Source organism: Streptomyces sp. MK37H, assembly GCF_018035285.1.
Taxonomy (GTDB): domain Bacteria; phylum Actinomycetota; class Actinomycetes; order Streptomycetales; family Streptomycetaceae; genus Streptomyces; species Streptomyces endocoffeicus.
Window position 1 is genome coordinate 32336 of sequence record NZ_JAAAYH010000008.1, and the last position, 15824, is coordinate 48159.

Annotated in this window: 16 protein-coding genes; 4 read left to right on the forward strand and 12 right to left on the reverse strand. The window is 67.5% G+C overall.

Annotated features, from left to right (window positions below; genetic code table 11):
- Nucleotides 1-243 precede the first annotated feature (243 nt).
- From GWI24_RS02720 to GWI24_RS02730, 4 genes are all read right to left on the reverse strand, one after another.
- On the reverse strand, nt 244-1671 hold the full coding sequence (locus tag GWI24_RS02720; RefSeq protein WP_247615774.1) for a hypothetical protein: 1428 nt from the start codon (nt 1669-1671) through the stop codon (nt 244-246).
- A complete protein-coding gene (locus GWI24_RS44785) occupies nt 1589-1945 on the reverse strand; it encodes a hypothetical protein (RefSeq protein ID WP_247615784.1) in 357 nt (118 codons plus the stop codon). The genes GWI24_RS02720 and GWI24_RS44785 overlap by 83 nt, the downstream gene beginning before the upstream one ends.
- Nucleotides 1945-3039 carry a hypothetical protein gene (locus tag GWI24_RS02725; RefSeq protein WP_210944278.1) on the reverse strand — a complete coding sequence of 365 codons (1095 nt, stop codon included), beginning with the start codon at nt 3037-3039 and terminating at the stop codon, nt 1945-1947. Before GWI24_RS02725 ends, GWI24_RS44785 begins: the two co-directional genes overlap by 1 nt.
- Before the next feature lie 147 nt (nt 3040-3186).
- On the reverse strand, nt 3187-3885 hold the full coding sequence (locus GWI24_RS02730) for a haloacid dehalogenase-like hydrolase (protein ID WP_210944279.1): 699 nt from the start codon (nt 3883-3885) through the stop codon (nt 3187-3189).
- A gap of 236 nt (nt 3886-4121) precedes the next feature.
- On the opposite strand from GWI24_RS02730, the gene GWI24_RS02735 reads away from it, so the two are divergent.
- Together GWI24_RS02735 and GWI24_RS02740 are read left to right on the forward strand one after the other, a co-directional pair.
- Nucleotides 4122-4727 carry an XRE family transcriptional regulator gene (locus GWI24_RS02735; RefSeq protein WP_374103261.1) on the forward strand — a complete coding sequence of 202 codons (606 nt, stop codon included), beginning with the start codon at nt 4122-4124 and terminating at the stop codon, nt 4725-4727.
- Between the two features lie 14 nt (nt 4728-4741).
- Nucleotides 4742-5209: an NUDIX hydrolase gene (locus GWI24_RS02740; RefSeq protein ID WP_210944281.1), complete on the forward strand. Its 468-nt coding sequence runs from the start codon at nt 4742-4744 to the stop codon at nt 5207-5209.
- Between the two features lie 10 nt (nt 5210-5219).
- Here the strand turns inward: GWI24_RS02740 and GWI24_RS02745 are convergent, their stop codons facing one another.
- From GWI24_RS02745 to GWI24_RS02765, 5 genes are all read right to left on the reverse strand, one after another.
- Nucleotides 5220-5717 (reverse strand): HD domain-containing protein, encoded by a 498-nt coding sequence (locus GWI24_RS02745; RefSeq protein ID WP_308343384.1) that lies wholly within the window; start codon nt 5715-5717, stop codon nt 5220-5222.
- A gap of 79 nt (nt 5718-5796) precedes the next feature.
- Complete coding sequence (locus GWI24_RS02750) at nt 5797-6252, reverse strand: hypothetical protein (protein ID WP_210944282.1); 456 nt, start codon at nt 6250-6252, stop codon at nt 5797-5799.
- Between the two features lie 14 nt (nt 6253-6266).
- Entirely contained in the window at nt 6267-7859 is a 1593-nt protein-coding gene (locus GWI24_RS02755; protein WP_247615776.1) for a restriction endonuclease fold toxin-2 domain-containing protein, read from the reverse strand.
- A gap of 450 nt (nt 7860-8309) precedes the next feature.
- The gene (locus tag GWI24_RS02760; RefSeq protein WP_210944283.1) at nt 8310-8834 is read right to left on the reverse strand and encodes a DUF6879 family protein; all 525 of its coding nucleotides are present in this window, start codon (nt 8832-8834) and stop codon (nt 8310-8312) included.
- Nucleotides 8806-9066: a hypothetical protein gene (locus tag GWI24_RS02765; RefSeq protein WP_247615777.1), complete on the reverse strand. Its 261-nt coding sequence runs from the start codon at nt 9064-9066 to the stop codon at nt 8806-8808. The genes GWI24_RS02760 and GWI24_RS02765 overlap by 29 nt, the downstream gene beginning before the upstream one ends.
- Nucleotides 9067-9201: 135 nt before the next feature.
- Between GWI24_RS02765 and GWI24_RS02770 the strand changes: the two genes are divergently transcribed.
- Nucleotides 9202-10374, forward strand: coding sequence for a serine hydrolase domain-containing protein (locus tag GWI24_RS02770; RefSeq protein WP_210944284.1), 1173 nt, complete (start codon nt 9202-9204; stop codon nt 10372-10374).
- Nucleotides 10375-10478: 104 nt separating this feature from the next.
- On the opposite strand, the gene GWI24_RS02775 is transcribed toward GWI24_RS02770, so the two are convergent.
- The 3 genes from GWI24_RS02775 to GWI24_RS02785 all read right to left on the reverse strand — a co-directional run bounded on the left by GWI24_RS02775 (nt 10479) and on the right by GWI24_RS02785 (nt 15178).
- Nucleotides 10479-12164, reverse strand: coding sequence for a TIGR04141 family sporadically distributed protein (locus GWI24_RS02775; protein WP_210944285.1), 1686 nt, complete (start codon nt 12162-12164; stop codon nt 10479-10481).
- 159 nt (nt 12165-12323) lie between these two features.
- A complete protein-coding gene (locus GWI24_RS02780) occupies nt 12324-12719 on the reverse strand; it encodes a hypothetical protein (protein ID WP_210944286.1) in 396 nt (131 codons plus the stop codon).
- Complete coding sequence (locus GWI24_RS02785; RefSeq protein ID WP_210944287.1) at nt 12716-15178, reverse strand: AAA family ATPase; 2463 nt, start codon at nt 15176-15178, stop codon at nt 12716-12718. Before GWI24_RS02785 ends, GWI24_RS02780 begins: the two co-directional genes overlap by 4 nt.
- A 358-nt stretch (nt 15179-15536) precedes the next feature.
- On the opposite strand from GWI24_RS02785, the gene GWI24_RS02790 reads away from it, so the two are divergent.
- Nucleotides 15537-15794, forward strand: coding sequence for a type II toxin-antitoxin system PemK/MazF family toxin (locus GWI24_RS02790; protein ID WP_308343385.1), 258 nt, complete (start codon nt 15537-15539; stop codon nt 15792-15794).
- Nucleotides 15795-15824 lie beyond the last annotated feature (30 nt).

Sequence of the window (15824 nt, forward strand, 5' to 3'; positions counted from 1 at the left end):
CCTCGGACGGACACCTGCGAGCCGCCGCACGCAGCTGCTCCAGCAGACTGACGTGGTCGGTGACCGCCGTGTCCTTCACCTCAGGCGCCAGAACGTCGCTCACGTAGCGCCCGACGCCCTCCCCGACCGGCCCGTACCATCCGACCGCCGTGGTGGATCGAACCCCGACGAAAAAAGTGTCATCTCCGGGTGCCACGGGCCGCCTCGCCTGAACCACGTGCAGGCCCTCGATGGTCCAAGAGCTCATCGGACCACCTCACGGCAGGCCAGGAGACGGCCTGCGGCCCGCTCGACGCCCGCCACGTCCATCCCCATCGTGCGGGCAAGGTCGCGTTGTGGCATGGGACCGCCCGGCTCCTGCCAGCCAATGACGTCGGTGGGACGGCGGAGGCGCCCGGCCAGCAGGCCCCAGACAGCGGCGGGGTGGCCAAGAGTGAGGACAAGAACAGCGGCGTTGGTCCCCAGATAGTCCTCGACCTCGCGATCGCCTAGCCCCCGTGGCCACACATGCGGGGGCCCGAGCACCGTCAGGTCATGCAGATTGACGACCCGGACCCGGCACCCGTGGCGCTCTCGGACCCGCTCGGTGGCCTGCGTGGCTACGGCAGCGGGGATGTCCCCGGCCGCCACGATCACCAGGTCGGGCTCGTCTTCGTCGCTGAGGTGCGGCCACACCGCGAGACCACGGCTCTGCTCCTCGGCGAGCGTTTCCATCGGGTGGGCGGTGCGGCTGTGCTTACCGGCGATGACCAAGTTGACGCGGTCCACCGAGTCGAGCGCCTCGTCGAGGGCCACTGCGGTTCGTGCCGGGTCGGCAGGCGTCAGCACGCGCACGCCGGGGGCCGCCAAGCCGAGCAGGGCAGTGGCGAGGGACGGGTCACCGTGTGTGTAGACGTTGTTCCAGCCATAGGAAGTCAGCAGCAGATTGAGGCTGGGCAGGCCCCGTGCGCCGTCGAGGCGCCGTTGCTTGATGTGTCCCACCAAGCCGCTGGCGAGCAAAGGGGCGAAGCTCTCGTACGACACGAGCAGCCCACGACGACCGCTGGCGGTCCAGCCGGCGAGCCGTTCCAGAAGTACCTCCTCCGCCAACAGCTCGTGAACCCACCGCTCACCGGCGAGCTCGCCGAGGCGGTTGGAATCCAGTTCGTCTGGGCTGACCAGCAGGACGTCGCCTCGCGCGGCGTGCTCTCGTACGACCTGGCTGACCGCGCTCGTGAAAGAGACACCGCGGTCCTCGTTTGGGCCAGCGGAGACGCCCTGCCGCGTGGAAGGCGCCGGAGGAAGGGAGCACCAGCGGACCTGCATGACGGCTTCCGCGAGGGGACCTTGCCCGCGTCCCTCCTCGTCAAAGAGCTGGGAGGGCTGGTAAGAAGCGAGCCAGTCAGCGAGGAGCGACAGGTGCTCGGGATCAGTACGCGGGTCGGTGAGCGGTGTCTTGTGCAGAGCCTGCGTGCCGAGGAGAGTCTGGTCTCCGAGGGCGGAGGGGCCAGTCCACCCCTTGAGGCACCGCAGGACGACCGCTGTGGGCCTGTCTTCGAGGACGGATTCCATCGCGTCCCAGAGCGCGGCATGGAAGTCGGCGTGCTCGTCAAGTGATCCAGTACTGACCCGAACAACCTTGGTTCCCCACCCCAGACCGGCGAAGTACACATGGAGTTCGCTGTCGTCCAACCCTCCGAGCAGGGAGGGCCCACCCATGCGGACCGGCTCCGAGCAGCGGCACCAGGTCCACGTCCCGTTCGAGGGTCCCAGCGGCAAGGGCGATGTGGGACAGTGCCCAGGCGGTGCCGGGAACGGTTCCCCAGTGCCCCGAAGGGTGTTCCTTCACGTGAGCTGCGGCCAGCGGCTGCTGGAGCATGATGTTGTCCCGCAGATGGAGTTGGCACACCGTGGCGTAGCAGATGGCCCTCCACAGGGCGTCGGCCAGAGACGCGTCGTCCACCATCACGCGCCGACCAGGGTCTCGCCGGCGAAGGTGAAGTACCACAGCGGGCGGTAGCACTCCCACGCCGCCGGACGCAGCCCCGTCGGTTTCAAGATCTGCTCTATCTCCGTGCGGGCGTGCAAGTAGTACTCCAGCTCCTGCGCCCCGGAGGCGCGGAGGCCGGCCATGATGCGGTTGTGGGCCTGGTAGACCTGGAAGTTGGGAAACTCGGTCACGTAGGGGGCGAGGGCTTCGACACCGTTGCGCAGGGCGTCGAAGTCGTCCAGTCCCACGATGTACGTGAACGAACTGCCGTGGCCTGCGGCCACCGCTCGCCGCAGTACCTCGGGCATCCAGGTGGACGTCAGAACCGCCTTGCTGGCCTTCAGCAGGAGATCACGACGGGTGAAGCACTCCGCGGTGAGCCGGAGCACGAAGGGCCCGACGTCGGCAAGCTCCTCGAACGCCTGCTGAGAGCGCAGCACCGAAGTGAGGAAGCCGAGGCGGGCTTCCACGCCGTACTCGACAAGCACCGAGCGCAAAGCACGCAGGTGGTCGACGGCGGCGGGTTCCCGCTCAAAGCACCCCGTTGAGACGGTGACCTCACGGACTTCCGTAAGGTCCCGCTTCGGGTGCTGCTCTCCCAGTACGGCCAGGAGTTCCCGGAGGTCCCGTTCCTCCGACAGTCGCGGGTCTGCTGCCGCCTCCAGTGTGTTGGGGCAGAAGGCACACCCGACACAGCGGCTGCGCGCGTTCGGGTTGAGCGTCAGGGCCGTGCCGTTGTCGCGGAAGTAGCCACCGACTGCCTCGTCGGCATCGACGCGCTCCACGGTGCCGACCGGGGCTTCCCCCAGCAGCAACTGCCCGTCCTCCACCAACCGGAACGGCGATTCCGTGGCGTTCAGCGGGACGATGAGCTGCCAGGGCACCGACCGCGCGCTGTCCAGCCGAACCTGAAGACGCGCCCGGTGGCGCGGGGTTTCCCCGTTGATTCCATGGAGATTGACGGCGATGCGCAGGGCGTCTTCGACCGGCACTCGGTACTGCTGCGCGAGTCGTTCCACTTCCGCGAGCGAGGACGTCGCGCCCACCTGTCCACCGAGTAGTGCTGTCACGCGCGTGCTCCATCCATGAGGTCGGAGTGGGATGGCGCGTCGACGGAGCGCGGGGGCAACTCCGCCGACGGCACGCAAGAGACTGCCGTTGTGCGCCAGGACGACGAACCACGCGCAGGGATTTTTGGCGGACGTCCCGGGACGTTTTCAGCGGACGGCGTGTTCCAGCGACCGTAGGTGGTGCATCAGGGCGGCGACGTCGGTGAGGTCGGCGAGCACCATGTCGGCTCCTGCTTGACGCAGTTCATCCTCGCTGTGTACGCCGGAGGCCACCGCGACGATGTGCGCGCCGGAGTGCAGAGCAGCTTCGACGTCACGCGGGGTGTCCCCAATGAGGACGGTGGGTGCGTCCAACGGAATGCCATGAGCCGTATGGACCCGCTTCCGAGCGACGTCGACCAGGTCGGTCCGATCCGCCGCGTCCGCTCCGTAGGCCCCGGATTCCATGTCGAGCAGCCCATCCAGTCCGAAGGCCCTGAGTTTGACCCGGGCGTTTGCCTGGATGTTGCCGGTCAGGACTGAGGAGATCATGCCGGGCTCCGCAGCCACGGCTGTGAGGGCCTCTCGGGCACCTGGCAGATCACGGCCGCGACGGGTAAGGTCCGCTTCCCGCGCGGCTCCGGCGGCCTCCAATGCTGGAAGGATCCGCTCCCATACCGGGGGCTCCAGCCCGTGATCCCGGAACATCCCACCAAGGATCAGCCGGTCGGTCCGGCCTTCGGTGCGAGCCGGGTGGGCCGCGGCACGGCCCGCCGCGCGCTCGAAGGCGGCAGCATAGATCTCCTTGCTGACGCCGGAGTTCTCGATGAGGGTGTGGTCGATATCCCACAGCACGATCAGCGGCACGGGGCCAGGGTAGGCACACGCACACTTCCAGCCACAACCACGTGCCTCCCGCCCAACACACTTGCGGTTCGCCACCGCACTCAGGTTGGCTTTGCGGAGTGAATGAGCGACTGCGTTCCGCGCTCGTCCAACGGGGCCTGACAGTTGAGGAAATGGCCAGCGCCTGCTCCGTGGACCCCAAGACCGCCAGCCGGTGGGTCAGTGGCCGAGTGCCCCACCGGCGGCACCGCTGGACGGTGGCCAACCTGCTGAGCGTCGACGAGGCATACCTCTGGCCGGAGAACGAGAAGGGGGCCCAGCGGCTGGGCTCAGACCGCACGGAACTCGTCGACACTCACCCCAACCGAGCCAGCGTCCCTCGCGACCTGTGGCTGTCCCTCCTCCTCGGAGCGATGAAGCAGATCGACGTGCTCGTCTTCTCGGGTACCTTCTTCGCACAGACAAACCCGCACATCGCACGGATGCTCCAGGAGCGAGCGCAGGCAGGCGTTCGCGTTCGGCTGTGCTTCGGCGATCCGACCGGGGAAGCGGTCGGCATCCGAGGCCGTGAGGAGGGCATCGGAGACACGCTCGCGGCCAAGATCAGGGCATCCCTCACGTACTACCGTGACCTCGTGGGCTACCCGGGCTGTGAGGTGTGCCTTCACGACACCACGCTGTACAACTCGATCTTCCGATACGACGACCACCTCATGGTCAACCCCCACATCTGGGGCCAGCCGGCCAGCGCCAACCCGATTCTCCAGCTCCGCCAGACAGATGGCGGGGAGTGGTTCCAGCGGTACGGCGACAGCTTCGAGGCCGTGTGGACGACCGCGCGCCTTTGGACGCCCGACCATTAGGAGTAGCAACCACCGTGGGCAGGACCGAGTACTACCACGACCCCATGGCCCCCAAGGCCAACACCCTCATCCCCGCCAGCAACATGCTCGTGGTCGACGGCCAAGGCGCCATCCCCCTCCAGCGACGCCGCGACACCGGCCAGTGGGCTCTGCCCGGCGGCGCCCAGGACATCGGTGAGAGCCCGGCCCAGTGTGCTGTCCGCGAGTGCCAGGAAGAGACCGGAATCGTCGCGGAGGTCACCGGCTTCCTGGGCGTCTACTCGAACCCCGCGCACATCGTCGCGTACACCGACGGCGAGATCCGGCAGCAGTTCGAGGTCGTGTACATCGGCCGCCCAGTCAGCGGCGAGCCCACGATCAACAATGAAGCCGACGGCGTGCGGTGGGTTCACCCGGACGACCTGCACACCCTCGACATCCACCCGAGCATGCACGAGCAGATCGGCCACTACCTGGCTGGCACGTACCCCTACCTCGGGTGACCGCTCACCTTCACAGCACCACGCCGGCCTCGGCCGCAGCCGCCCGCACCCGATCCACACTCGCGTGGATGTGCGGCGTGGCCCGGCGAATGAAACGCCCCACCACGCTGTCCTCGCCGTAGCGACCCAAGATCTCGCTCAACCGCTCTTCCGACGTCGTCCGCCGACCGTCCGGCGTCGTGGTCATATCGCAGTAGATGAGCGCGTCCACGAGCAGCTCATCATCCAGGAGCGGGAATTCGTCCGCCAGCTCGTCCCGAAGACCGCGCTCCTCGGCCTCCAACAGCGCGTACGTGTGGTTCGCCACCAGCCGGACGACCCGCTCGTCCGCCACGTGCGTATCCCGGAGGTACCGGGCTCCGTCCAAGGGATGGAATCCGGTGTTGACGAGCGGAGGCGCATAGCCGATGTCGTGCAACACCGCGGCGGACTCCAGAACCTCGGTATTGGTGCCGACCAGGGGTGCGAGCATCCGGGCACAAGCGGCCACGCCCTGCGTGTGCGCCATCTGCGCGGAAGGCTGTCGCGCAGGAGCTCGCCCGCCAGTTCATACGCCCAGTCGCTATTGGTCATTGCCACTTGTTCGACTACTCAGCCTGCACCGTTGCGATATGCCGCCGCATCGTCTCTGCGAGAGCCTCCGCGTCCCCGCTGGAGGGCAGCTGCCACGGGGTTTCGTCTCCGTTCTCCATGACGAAACTGCTCAGGAACCGCACGCATTTCCGTGAGGGTAGATAGGTGTCGCGGAGCCACTGGGCGAATACGGCTGCTTCGTTGGCGGTGACGTCGATGAGGCTGATGCTGGCGTAGTCGGGAGATGGCATGGCTGCGGTGCCGCTCACCCAGACATCAGGGGTGATCTCGACGTCGAAGTCCAGTACGCTGTCGCCCCGCAGAGCGGAGGTCTGTGTCTCTGCGATGGCTCCGGGAAACGCCCGCGCCAATGCTTCCTCAAACGTATCAAGGCTGCTCCGCCATGCCGACTCATTGTCTTCTGGTGGAGCGAAGACAAAGTTGGACCGGATGTTGTGCTTTTCTGACACTTGTTTCCTCTACTTCAAGGCACGTAGCGTGCGGAACCTTTGACATCGTTCATTGCCATCATGGACTGCCAGTAAGCGACATTATCCTTTCCGTTCGTCGCGATCTCAAGGCCCCGAATTTCTGAGTTCGCCGGGTTGGCCATGGCGCTCTTGTATCGGCGCAGTTCGGCTTCATCGCCGCGATACATGCCGTCAATGAGGGGGTCGAATTTCGGCCTGCCTTGGTTGTCGACCTTGACGGGCTTGGCGAGTGTGTCATTGACGCGTTCGAGAGATCGGAAACTTCGCTTCTTGCAGTCGGGGTCCTGTACGTGTTTAGCCTCGACCAGATAGCCATCGGACGGGCGTATCCCGTCAACCATGAGCCCCTTGGGTCGACCAGGCAGAGGGACCTCGCGTTCGGGATAGCCAGACACGCGCAGTTGATAGGCATTGTCCGGATTACTGGGTCCTCCGCCTCCCGCGAACCCGCCAGTGTTCAGTGTGTTGAGCCAGGTGCGGAACTGCTGCTGTTCTCCGGGACTGAGGGTGCGGGTGCTCCCGGGCTCCGGTGGAACCGGATCTCGACTGGGGATGCCCGGATCGACGCCAGCCATCGGCACGATCGCTGGAGCCTGTCCGTGGTAGGACGCCAGGACGAGGGGCACGGGCACCGGCCGGGGTACCGGAAGTAGGGGCAGCCCGGGCAGGCCCGGCGGGGAGTCGGATCCGCCGGGCAGTTTGACACGGCTTTCCGATGCATCGATTGCGTGGGCGACGTCTCCGAGGCCATGGATGTAGGAGTCTTCGAGGACAGCGTTGAGGAGGCCACCGTCATTGCCGTTTCCGCCGAACATGGGCTGATCCCAGGGCATTTCGACGTGGAACGGGTCCATGTCATCGAGAGCGATCTTCTCCTTCGCGGCCTCCACGTGGCTGGCGTAGCGGTCACAAGCCTTGGCGAGCTGAGTGCATGCAGCCGCCAAATTGGCGACCAAAGTCTCGTCCTGTTGAGCTCGCTCCGGAGGAGCGGAGAAGCCGACGAACCCTCGGAAGTAGCGTCGGAAGGAGTCAGCCGCTTCGCCAGAATGAGCATGGTCTGCGGTGTGCGCGTAGGCTTGGGCATCTTCGAGGAACCGCAGCATCAGCTTCCCCGCCTGACGCCAGGACCCGGCCACATCTCGCAGTTTTTCAGGAGAGCCGCGGAAGCGGTCGCTCCCGCCGCCAGGGGCGTACTGGTCATACCAGGCCGTGTCGCCCACGACCTCAGGGAGTTCCTGTCCGAGCCCGAGGAAGTTCTCGGTGCAGTCTTCGCCGGGATCGCCCATCCCGGTAGTCAGGTCCACTTGCTTTCCGAGAAGCTGTGAAGCGATATGACTCTCGTTGGCCATGAATTCGCGCGCGTTGCGCATCAGCCCCTTGCCGGTCTCACCCATTACGTAGGCGCTGAATCCCATGTTGTCGAGGGTGGTGGACGCCGCCGACTTGTAGACCTTGGCGAAGGAGCGGCCTGCCTCGTCATCCCCGGCCATGCCGTGCTGCCGGTCCAGTTCGTGGTAGAGCGCTATCGTGGTGTCCCGGGCTCCCGGCATCACGATCGTGACCATCCCCATGGACGCCTTGATCATCCCGTCAGCTATCACCTTGAGGCCAGGCGGCATCCCCACACGTACCAGCTCCTCGCAACCGCGCCCGCATCAGCCCGAAGCATCAGTTCTACCCCATCAAGATCGCGCGATGCGCGTCGCGACGAGCTTCACGCGATATTGCTGTCCGCTGAGCCACGCAAGCTAGACGTTCTGTCGGTGGTTCTGCGGGCCTCATAGGTGGAGTAGGCGTTGGCCTTGTGCCCTCGTGTTCCCACTTGAGAGTGGAATGGCGCACAAGACCCACGCCATCCCGCAACCGTCCTCGCTGGCGTTCTGCTTCCCGTTTTCGGTCGTGAGACCTTCGATTCCTGCCAGTCGAGCGCACGGGCAAGCGCCCCGCCACTCGCGAATCCCGCGTCCTTGCGAAAACCGCGAAGCCGGGCGCCCAGCGCCTGACGTGCTTCTTGTGCTTGATTGCTCACTGGTGGGTCAGGGCTTGTACTCGGTGTGTGGGGTGGCGGCGGTCCAGAGAAGGTCCCGCACACGGACGCACTCGGCCACGGTGTCGGGGTCTTCGATGATTTCCGACCCCAGCACTCGACCCTCCGGGTCGAAGTGGCCGATGGCGAGCAGGCGATCGTCGTACAGCCACCAGTCGTTGCCACTGACCGGGAAGGTGATGTCCTCCGGCAGATGGTGCCGCGGAAGCCATCGGATGTCCTCGCCTGCTTCCAGGTTGAGGTGGGTCAGGGAGTGCTCCCAGCCGACGTACTGGGAGTGAGGCTCGATGACGACGCGCACGCGCGGGACGGACTTCCCATCGCCCGTGACCCGCTTCATGAGCGTCATCCAAGGGTCGAGCCACGCGTAGTCGTCGGGCTCACCCCTCTGCCACCGCGCATAGGGCGTGTCTTCGACGGGAGACCCGTAGTCGTCCCTCAGCTCCAGGTGGAAGGCATCGCGCTCGAAGCTGTTGAACAGCTCGTCACGCTGGGCTGGGGTGATCAGGTCCACTGTTCTCCTCCAGTAAGGCCGTGATCGAGGACTTGGGGACCTCGATGCAGGTCTCATAATCGGGCATCCGCATCTGGCTCAGGGCCTCAGGATCGTTCATTTCCAGGCCCTGCACGATGCATGTGCCGTGCTCGGTGACGAGCATGATCGGGGCGCTGAAGCTCTTGATCTCGCCGGTCGCGTGTCCGTCTTTCGTCAGGTGTGCGAACAGCTCTGGCGGCACCTCGATCACAGTCCGTCGCCTCTGCCCGCGAGTTCCGCGACCGCCTTCAGTCGCTGCCCGTCGCAGTCTGACAGGCGCCGCCCTGGACACCGGGGTCGAGCCCGCCCCGCCGGAGAGCCCGCTCAAGCTGCCAGGATGAACGGCATGACGACGATCCACGGTGAGGTGGCACCCGGATTCGAATCGGTGCGTGAGGCGTTCAAGGCGAACTTCGCCCGGCACAGGGACATCGGCGCGGCAGTGTGCGTGTACCAGCACGGCCAACCTGTGGTGGACCTCTGGGCTGGCGTGGCCGACCCCGAAACCGGTCGTCCGTGGACACGGGAGACGTTGCAGCTGGTCTACTCGGCGACCAAGGGAGCCACCGCGACCGCGACGCACATGCTGGCCGAACGCGGCGAGCTGGACCTGGACGCGCCGGTGGCGAAGTACTGGCCGGAGTTCGCCGCGAACGGCAAGGCGGACATCCCGGTGCGCTGGCTCCTCTCCCACCAGGCCGGCTTGGTCGCGCTGGATCAACCGGTACCGCTGAAGGAGGCATTGGCCTGGCATCCGATGGCGGCGGCACTGGCCGCCCAGCGCCCCCTGTGGACTCCCGGAACGGCGCACGGGTACCACGGGCGGACCTGGGGCTGGCTGGTCGGCGAGGTGATCCGCCGAGTATCCAGCCGCTCGCCCGGCCGCTTCTTCGCCGACGAGATCGCCGCCCCACTCGGCCTGGACTTCTTCATCGGCTTGCCCTCGGATGAACGCGACTGGGTCAGCCGCATGGTCTACCAGCGGCCGGACGTCGACCTCACCACCGTGCCCGCCGAGTCCCTTCCCGCGGAACTCCGCGAACGGGTCGCGGCCTGGCGCGACCCGAACTCATTCAGCAACAGGGCATACGCGGTCACCGACCCAGCCGAGATCGACTTCACCTCACCGGAGGTACAGGCCGCGGAGCTTCCGGCCTCCAACGGCATCGGCACCGCTCGCGCACTGGCGCGCATGTACGCCGCGCTGATCGGCGAGGTGGACGGCGTGCGCCTGCTCACCGCGGACACCCTGGCGTCGGCGGCCAAGGAGCAGGCCAGCGGGAAGGACCAGGTAATGCTGATCCCGAGCCGGTTCAGCTCTGGATTCATGCTGCCCACCCAGGCCAACCCCATGACGGCGTCGACCGCCTTCGGCCATACCGGTAGAGGCGGCTCCCTCGGCTTCGCCGACCCGGAACGTGGCCTCGCCTTCGGTTACGTCATGAACAACATCATCGGAGGTTCCGACGATGTGCGTGCGGCTTCGCTGGTCGACGCGGTCCGAGGGGCACTGGTGTAAACACCTGGTCTCGCGGTGGCCCTGGTCTGTTACCGCAGCCGCCTCCACAAGGTCCGGAACGGCTCGCTGGCAACGTCGACGTACGACGTTGCGGTGCATGGCGGCTACGCCGCCGACCACCGGAACCCAGTCGAAGTAGTGGCCGGAGGAATGGAGGCGATGCCGACGACCTCGACCTGCACACCCCACGCTTCAAGCACCCTGGCCGTCTGTACCAGGGTGACCTGTGAGAATGGGAACAGGGTGTCGGCATTGAGGTCGGTGCCGTCCTTCAGCAGGATCGCGAAGACGACTTTGGAAGGCCGGAAGTCCTTCGGTAGGCCGCACCCCTTCCGGGCCGCGGCCACCTTCTCAGCGAACCGTTCCCTTCCCTCTGGGGAGTTCCGCAGCGTCTGTACGGCTACGAGCGCCTGGCTGAAGAGATGGCTCAGCGCGTCGGAGCCCTTGGCACGCTTCACCATGACCAGCACGTTGTCCGGGCTCAGCAGATCGCAGATCTCCACACCGTTCCCGCGATGCAACGCGGTCTGAACGTTGTCGCGGTCGAAGCACACGTACCCGGGCCGCTGGTCCGGCACGGACGCGTTGTAAGTGCGCTCCTTCTCCCCCAGGACCCACGGGGGCAGGTCGACGGACGGGGTGTCGGCAATCAACCGCTCGGCGTGCGAGCGAATCGCCTTCAGATACTCCTGATCGATCTCGTACCAGTGCTCGTCCATCAGGAAGAACCGGCGAGAGTCGAGGAATACTTCCGCCTCGATCCACCGGAACGTGCTGGACTTCCAGATCTCGTCGGCCCGGTCGGCGCGGCTGTGCCGGTAGAGCGTGACGGTTCCTTCCCGGAGCGCGGCCACGCGACTGCCCGCACGCTGGATGCGCGCCCGGCAGAGGACGTACTCGAGGTCGAAGTCGTCGGTCGACCGACCGGCCGCGCCGCTGTTGATCCTGGCCCTGAACGCCTGGGCGGCCATGTAGTCGTCCCAATGGTCCATGGGAACGGCGACTCTGATCTTCCCGTCGGACTCGTGCCCCAGAAGGTCGTCAAGGACGGCCTCCAGGCGGGTAACAAGGCTGGGATCGTCGGCAGGCACGACGTGCTCGACGAACTCCAGCTCCGGGCTCGGCTTCTCCTCGCGCAGCACGCGGGCGATCGCGCGGATATCGGCAATCAGGTCGGCGCCCTCCACACCGAGCCGTATGCGCAGGCCGACACCGCCCTCGGCGCTGGAGATCTTCGCCGGATTGTCCCGGGAGATGGTGAGCGGGATGTCGTCCAGGTGACCGCCGAGGCGACGCACGATCTGGGTGTGCTCCACGATGCCCAGGCTCCACACCGAGGTCCCGCTCGGGATCAGGGTGATGTCGGTGCGCCCTCCGCCCGGGGTGTGCGACACCAGGTCCCGGATCCTTCCAGGGTCCACCCGGCGGGACGCGAAGCTCAGCCCGAAGCGATGGTCCTTCAGCCGGTCGGGCACTAGGCGAAAGCCCTGGTCGTAGCCAATGGCGTACACCTCGCCGTCGACGGCGAGCATCAGCAGCGCGGCCGAGCGGTTGACCGGTCGTGACACCTCGATACCCGTCGTACGGAAGATCTCGTCGCACCAGCTGGCGACGGGCTGCTCGAAGCTGCCGGTGATCAGGACGGCCGGTACACCGAGGTTCTCAGGGATGTCGAAATCCGCGTGGACCCTCTCCAACTGGTCCGCGTCCAGGGCGTCGAACATCGCGTCGGCAGTGGGAGACACGCCCCTGAGCCGGTACAGGGTTCGCTTGGACGTACGGGCCGTCATGGTGCCGCTCCTCGCTCCGCTCTTTGTGGACGGTGGCGCTAACCGCCCCCGTGGTGTCGTTCTCACGTGTGTCTCCTTATGGCAACGCCCCTCCTGGCGCTGCCGGCCAGTGCCCACCTCTTAGCTCGGCGGAACCGGGGGACGTGGGCCGAATGCTGATCAGTGGGCCAACAGGACGACGATCGCCGCTACTTCGGTACGCCACGCGCGCACCTGGTCCTCCGTGGGACCGATCTCGTACTGGTGGTAGTGGCACCCCAAGCAGAGCTGGCTCCACACGGCCTTCGCCCGGCGGGCCGTTGCGGCTTCGGCACACCCGCGGAGCCAAAGGAACGCAGCCCGCTGGGTGCCCTCCCGGATCGCGCGCGGCGCGCGGTGAGCGGCGAGACGGTCAGCGACCGCGCTCTCCAGTGCGGCACGCAGGGCGAAGGCGGCGCCTCGGCACCGGCTCGCCGTGGTGGCGATGGACGCGGCGGGTACGGGCGTGGCGGGCTCGCCGGTGTGCGCGAGGAGCAGGTCGGCGGTGTCGAGCAGTTGGCGGATCGTCGCGTTCACGGCCCCTCCTCGGGCTTGCGTACCGTCAGGGCGACCGCCTTGATGTCGTCCACGAACCGGTGGGGATCCGGCATCGAGGTGCCGGACGGGTGGGCACCCTCCTGGCACTGCCGAATGAGGTCCACCACCCCGGGGCCGCACCGCCTGCGCACTTCGCGGTAGACCGCACCCGCCCTCTTCGACGGGTCTCCGAAGAGCCCCAGGGCGGCGATGTCCATCAGCGTGACGGCACCCGCGACGGTCTTCTCTGCCTCGTGCTCGGCCAGCCCCGCCCGGTGCAGCCGCAGCCACGCGGCCTCGGAGAAGGCGCGTTCCAGGACGGTGCGGCAGAGGCTGGGCAGTACATGGGTCATCGCGACCGGCGAGAGGTTCGGCGTGCGGACCAGGGCGCGTGCGTCGGCCAGGGCCTGGCCGACCGGATCGGTCACCCGCCGCACGATCACCGCGGACCGGCCCTCCCTCTCCACCTCCAGTACGGTTACCGGGAAGTCCTGGTTGGTGAAGGCCCGCTGCAGCCGCGTGTCGTGGGTGAAGACCACGACCTGCCGGGTCTCTCCGAGGTCGTGCAGGACCTTCGCGAGGCCGTGCACCTTGGCGGGATCCATGGACTGCACGGGGTCGTCGATGACGACGAACCCGAAGGGACTGTCCGGCGCGGCGGCGCGCGGCAGGAAGAGCGAGAGAGCGAGGGAGTGCAGTTCGCCCTGGCTCATGACACCGAGGGCCGCCGCCTGAGTGCCATCGACGGACACCTCCATCACCAGCTTGCGCACGGTGGCCTTCTCGCTGCCGGTCAGGCGTACGGAACGCAGGTCCACGTTGCTCTGCTGGCGCAGCTCCTCCCAGATCCGCTGCGAGTAGTCCTCGAACGGCCTCAACCGCTCCTCGCGCAGCTCGGCACACGCATCCTTGAGCCACTTACGAGCCGCCCTCACCTGGCGCAGCCGCGACCTGCCGGCGTACGCGGGCCGGGCCCGGTCGAGCCAGCCCGCGAGGCGGGTGACACAGGCGCGCCACTCCTCGTCGAGCTTCTCCAGCTCCCGCAGGGCCTCTTCCCGCAGCGCGGCGCAGGCGTCGGCGAGGACGAGCGCAGCGGCCTCTGCGCTGGCGGCGAGCCGCTCAGCGTCGTCGATCGCCCGGCACGCCTGCCACTCCTCCCACGGGTCGACGAGCGGGGCGGGCAGCCGCGCAGGGACCGGTGTGACGAGATGACGGACGGCGTCCACCGCGTCCCGCAGCCCGGTGCGGGCCTCCCACGCGGTCGCGGCCTCCAGCCGCAGGGTCGCCACCTGTTCGGTGGCCCGGTCGGCCCACTCCTCGTCGAGCGGTCGGTCGGATCCGCACACCGGGCAGGTGTCCTCGTCCTCGTGCCGAAGACTGTGCTCCAGGGCCTTGGCCAGCAGTTCCGCGCGCTGGTGGGCGTCCTCGGCTCCCGAGGCGCGTACGTCGTCGAGTACGGCGATGGCCTCGCGCAGCCGGTCCACGGACGCGCCGACCGCGCCGAGGTCGGGTCCGGTCAGCGCAGCGGTCGCGCGCAGTTCCCGGAGACGGCCCTCGTCCGCGTCGGGCAGTGCGGTCACGAGGGCACCGAGCTCGACAAGGTCGGGGTCGCCCGCCCCGCCGACGACCACGAGCGCGCGGTCCGCCCGAGGGTCGTCCAGCGCGGACAACGCCTCTACGAGTGCGGGCCGTTCCGCCTCGACCTGCTTCAGCGCGGAGGCGAGCGCCTTCTCAGTGCCCTGGAGCCGCTCGTCCGCGTCGGCCAGCTCGCCGAGCCCGAGGATGGCGGCGACCGAGTCGTACTGCTCGCTGGGCCTGCCGTTGAGGACCTTGTCGAGATCCGCGTACGACAGGAAGGGGCTGTAGTCGTTCAGGGCCCGCTCCCAGCCGATGTCGGCGAAGGGCCGCCGGCCGTGGCCCGGCCGCCTGAACTCGACTGCGGGGGCGGTGACATCGTCGCTGGGCCAGGTGCAGGTCAGGGTGGACAGCCGGGGGTCGCCCGCGATGGCGAGGCGGACCTCGACCTTCGGGTCGGTCCCGTCGTGCAGGTTGCGCCAGTGCCGGCGCCACACCTCGCCCCGCTGCTTGTCCAGGCGGGCGGTCCGGCCCGTGAGCGCCGTCTCGACGCCCTCAGCAAAGCTGGACTTCCCCGAGCCATTGCGCCCCACGACGAGGGTGACGCCGGGCTTCGCGGTCAGCGGCAGACGCGCCTTGCGGCCGATGCCGCGAAAGCCGCTGACGCTGATGGAGTCGAGGAACACTCCCTGGTCCGGGTGCGGAACGGCGGGGGCGCCGGGCTCCGCCCCCGTGGCGCCCAGTGCCTCGCGCAGGAGTTCCCGGGGCGCCTCGGCGAGCTCCGAGCTTTCGAGGCGGGCGGCCAGCCGGGAGAGCGTCGAGGAGCCACCCCGGCCCTGATCGTTCGTTGCGTTCGAGTCGCTCTGTGCGGGGTGTTCCGTCATGGTGCTCTCCGCCCTACGTGGTCCGTTCCGATGGCCGATGTCCAATGGGGCACCGGCCGGGCCCGTGCGGTGAGCGAGAGGGGTGAGCCTCCGGCTTTGCGCGAGCCCGGGGTGACGGAACGGACGTTAGAGGCGGAGAAGTTACTCAATCTATGTTCTCGGCGATAACCTGGGTTATCACAATCGACACTGCCTAGCGACGGCAGTTGGCGGGGTGATGGGCATCTCGGCCCACACTGTTTTGCATAGTGGATGACGCGACGCCGAACCCCAGCGCACGGTCAAGGCGGCCACCAGGAGCCCACGGCCTGAGTTGCCCTGAGGATGACGAGGGCTGGGCCGTTCGCTCCGTACGTCCGTGAGGACACCCGCCTCCGCGGTGGAACCACTGTCGGCGATCACCGTCGCCGTGATCACGGGGGCACCGGGCCCCGTCTCCATCCACGTCCCGATCGGTCCGGACTGCGGAGTGACCACGTACAACGAGTCGTACGTGAACTGCACCGGCCTGCACATCGTCGACAAACCGAGGCTTCAGCGGCGTCTCGGGCTGATGGCTCCGAGCGAGATGCGGCACGTAGAAGAGTGCGTCCGCGTGGTCCTGAGGCTGGCGTAGTCGTCACCCGCCCCAGGAAAGCCCGCCTCC

Excerpts from the sequence above, each read along its gene's own strand:
- GWI24_RS44785 (WP_247615784.1), bottom strand. The coding sequence starts at position 1,945 with ATGGTGGACGACGCGTCTCTGGCCGACGCCCTGTGGAGGGCCATCTGC.
- GWI24_RS02745 (WP_308343384.1), bottom strand. The coding sequence starts at position 5,717 with ATGGCGCACACGCAGGGCGTGGCCGCTTGTGCCCGGATGCTCGCACCC.
- GWI24_RS02755 (WP_247615776.1), bottom strand. The coding sequence starts at position 7,859 with ATGATCAAGGCGTCCATGGGGATGGTCACGATCGTGATGCCGGGAGCC.
- GWI24_RS02770 (WP_210944284.1), top strand. The coding sequence starts at position 9,202 with ATGACGACGATCCACGGTGAGGTGGCACCCGGATTCGAATCGGTGCGT.
- GWI24_RS02775 (WP_210944285.1), bottom strand. The coding sequence starts at position 12,164 with ATGACGGCCCGTACGTCCAAGCGAACCCTGTACCGGCTCAGGGGCGTG.
- GWI24_RS02785 (WP_210944287.1), bottom strand. The coding sequence starts at position 15,178 with ATGACGGAACACCCCGCACAGAGCGACTCGAACGCAACGAACGATCAG.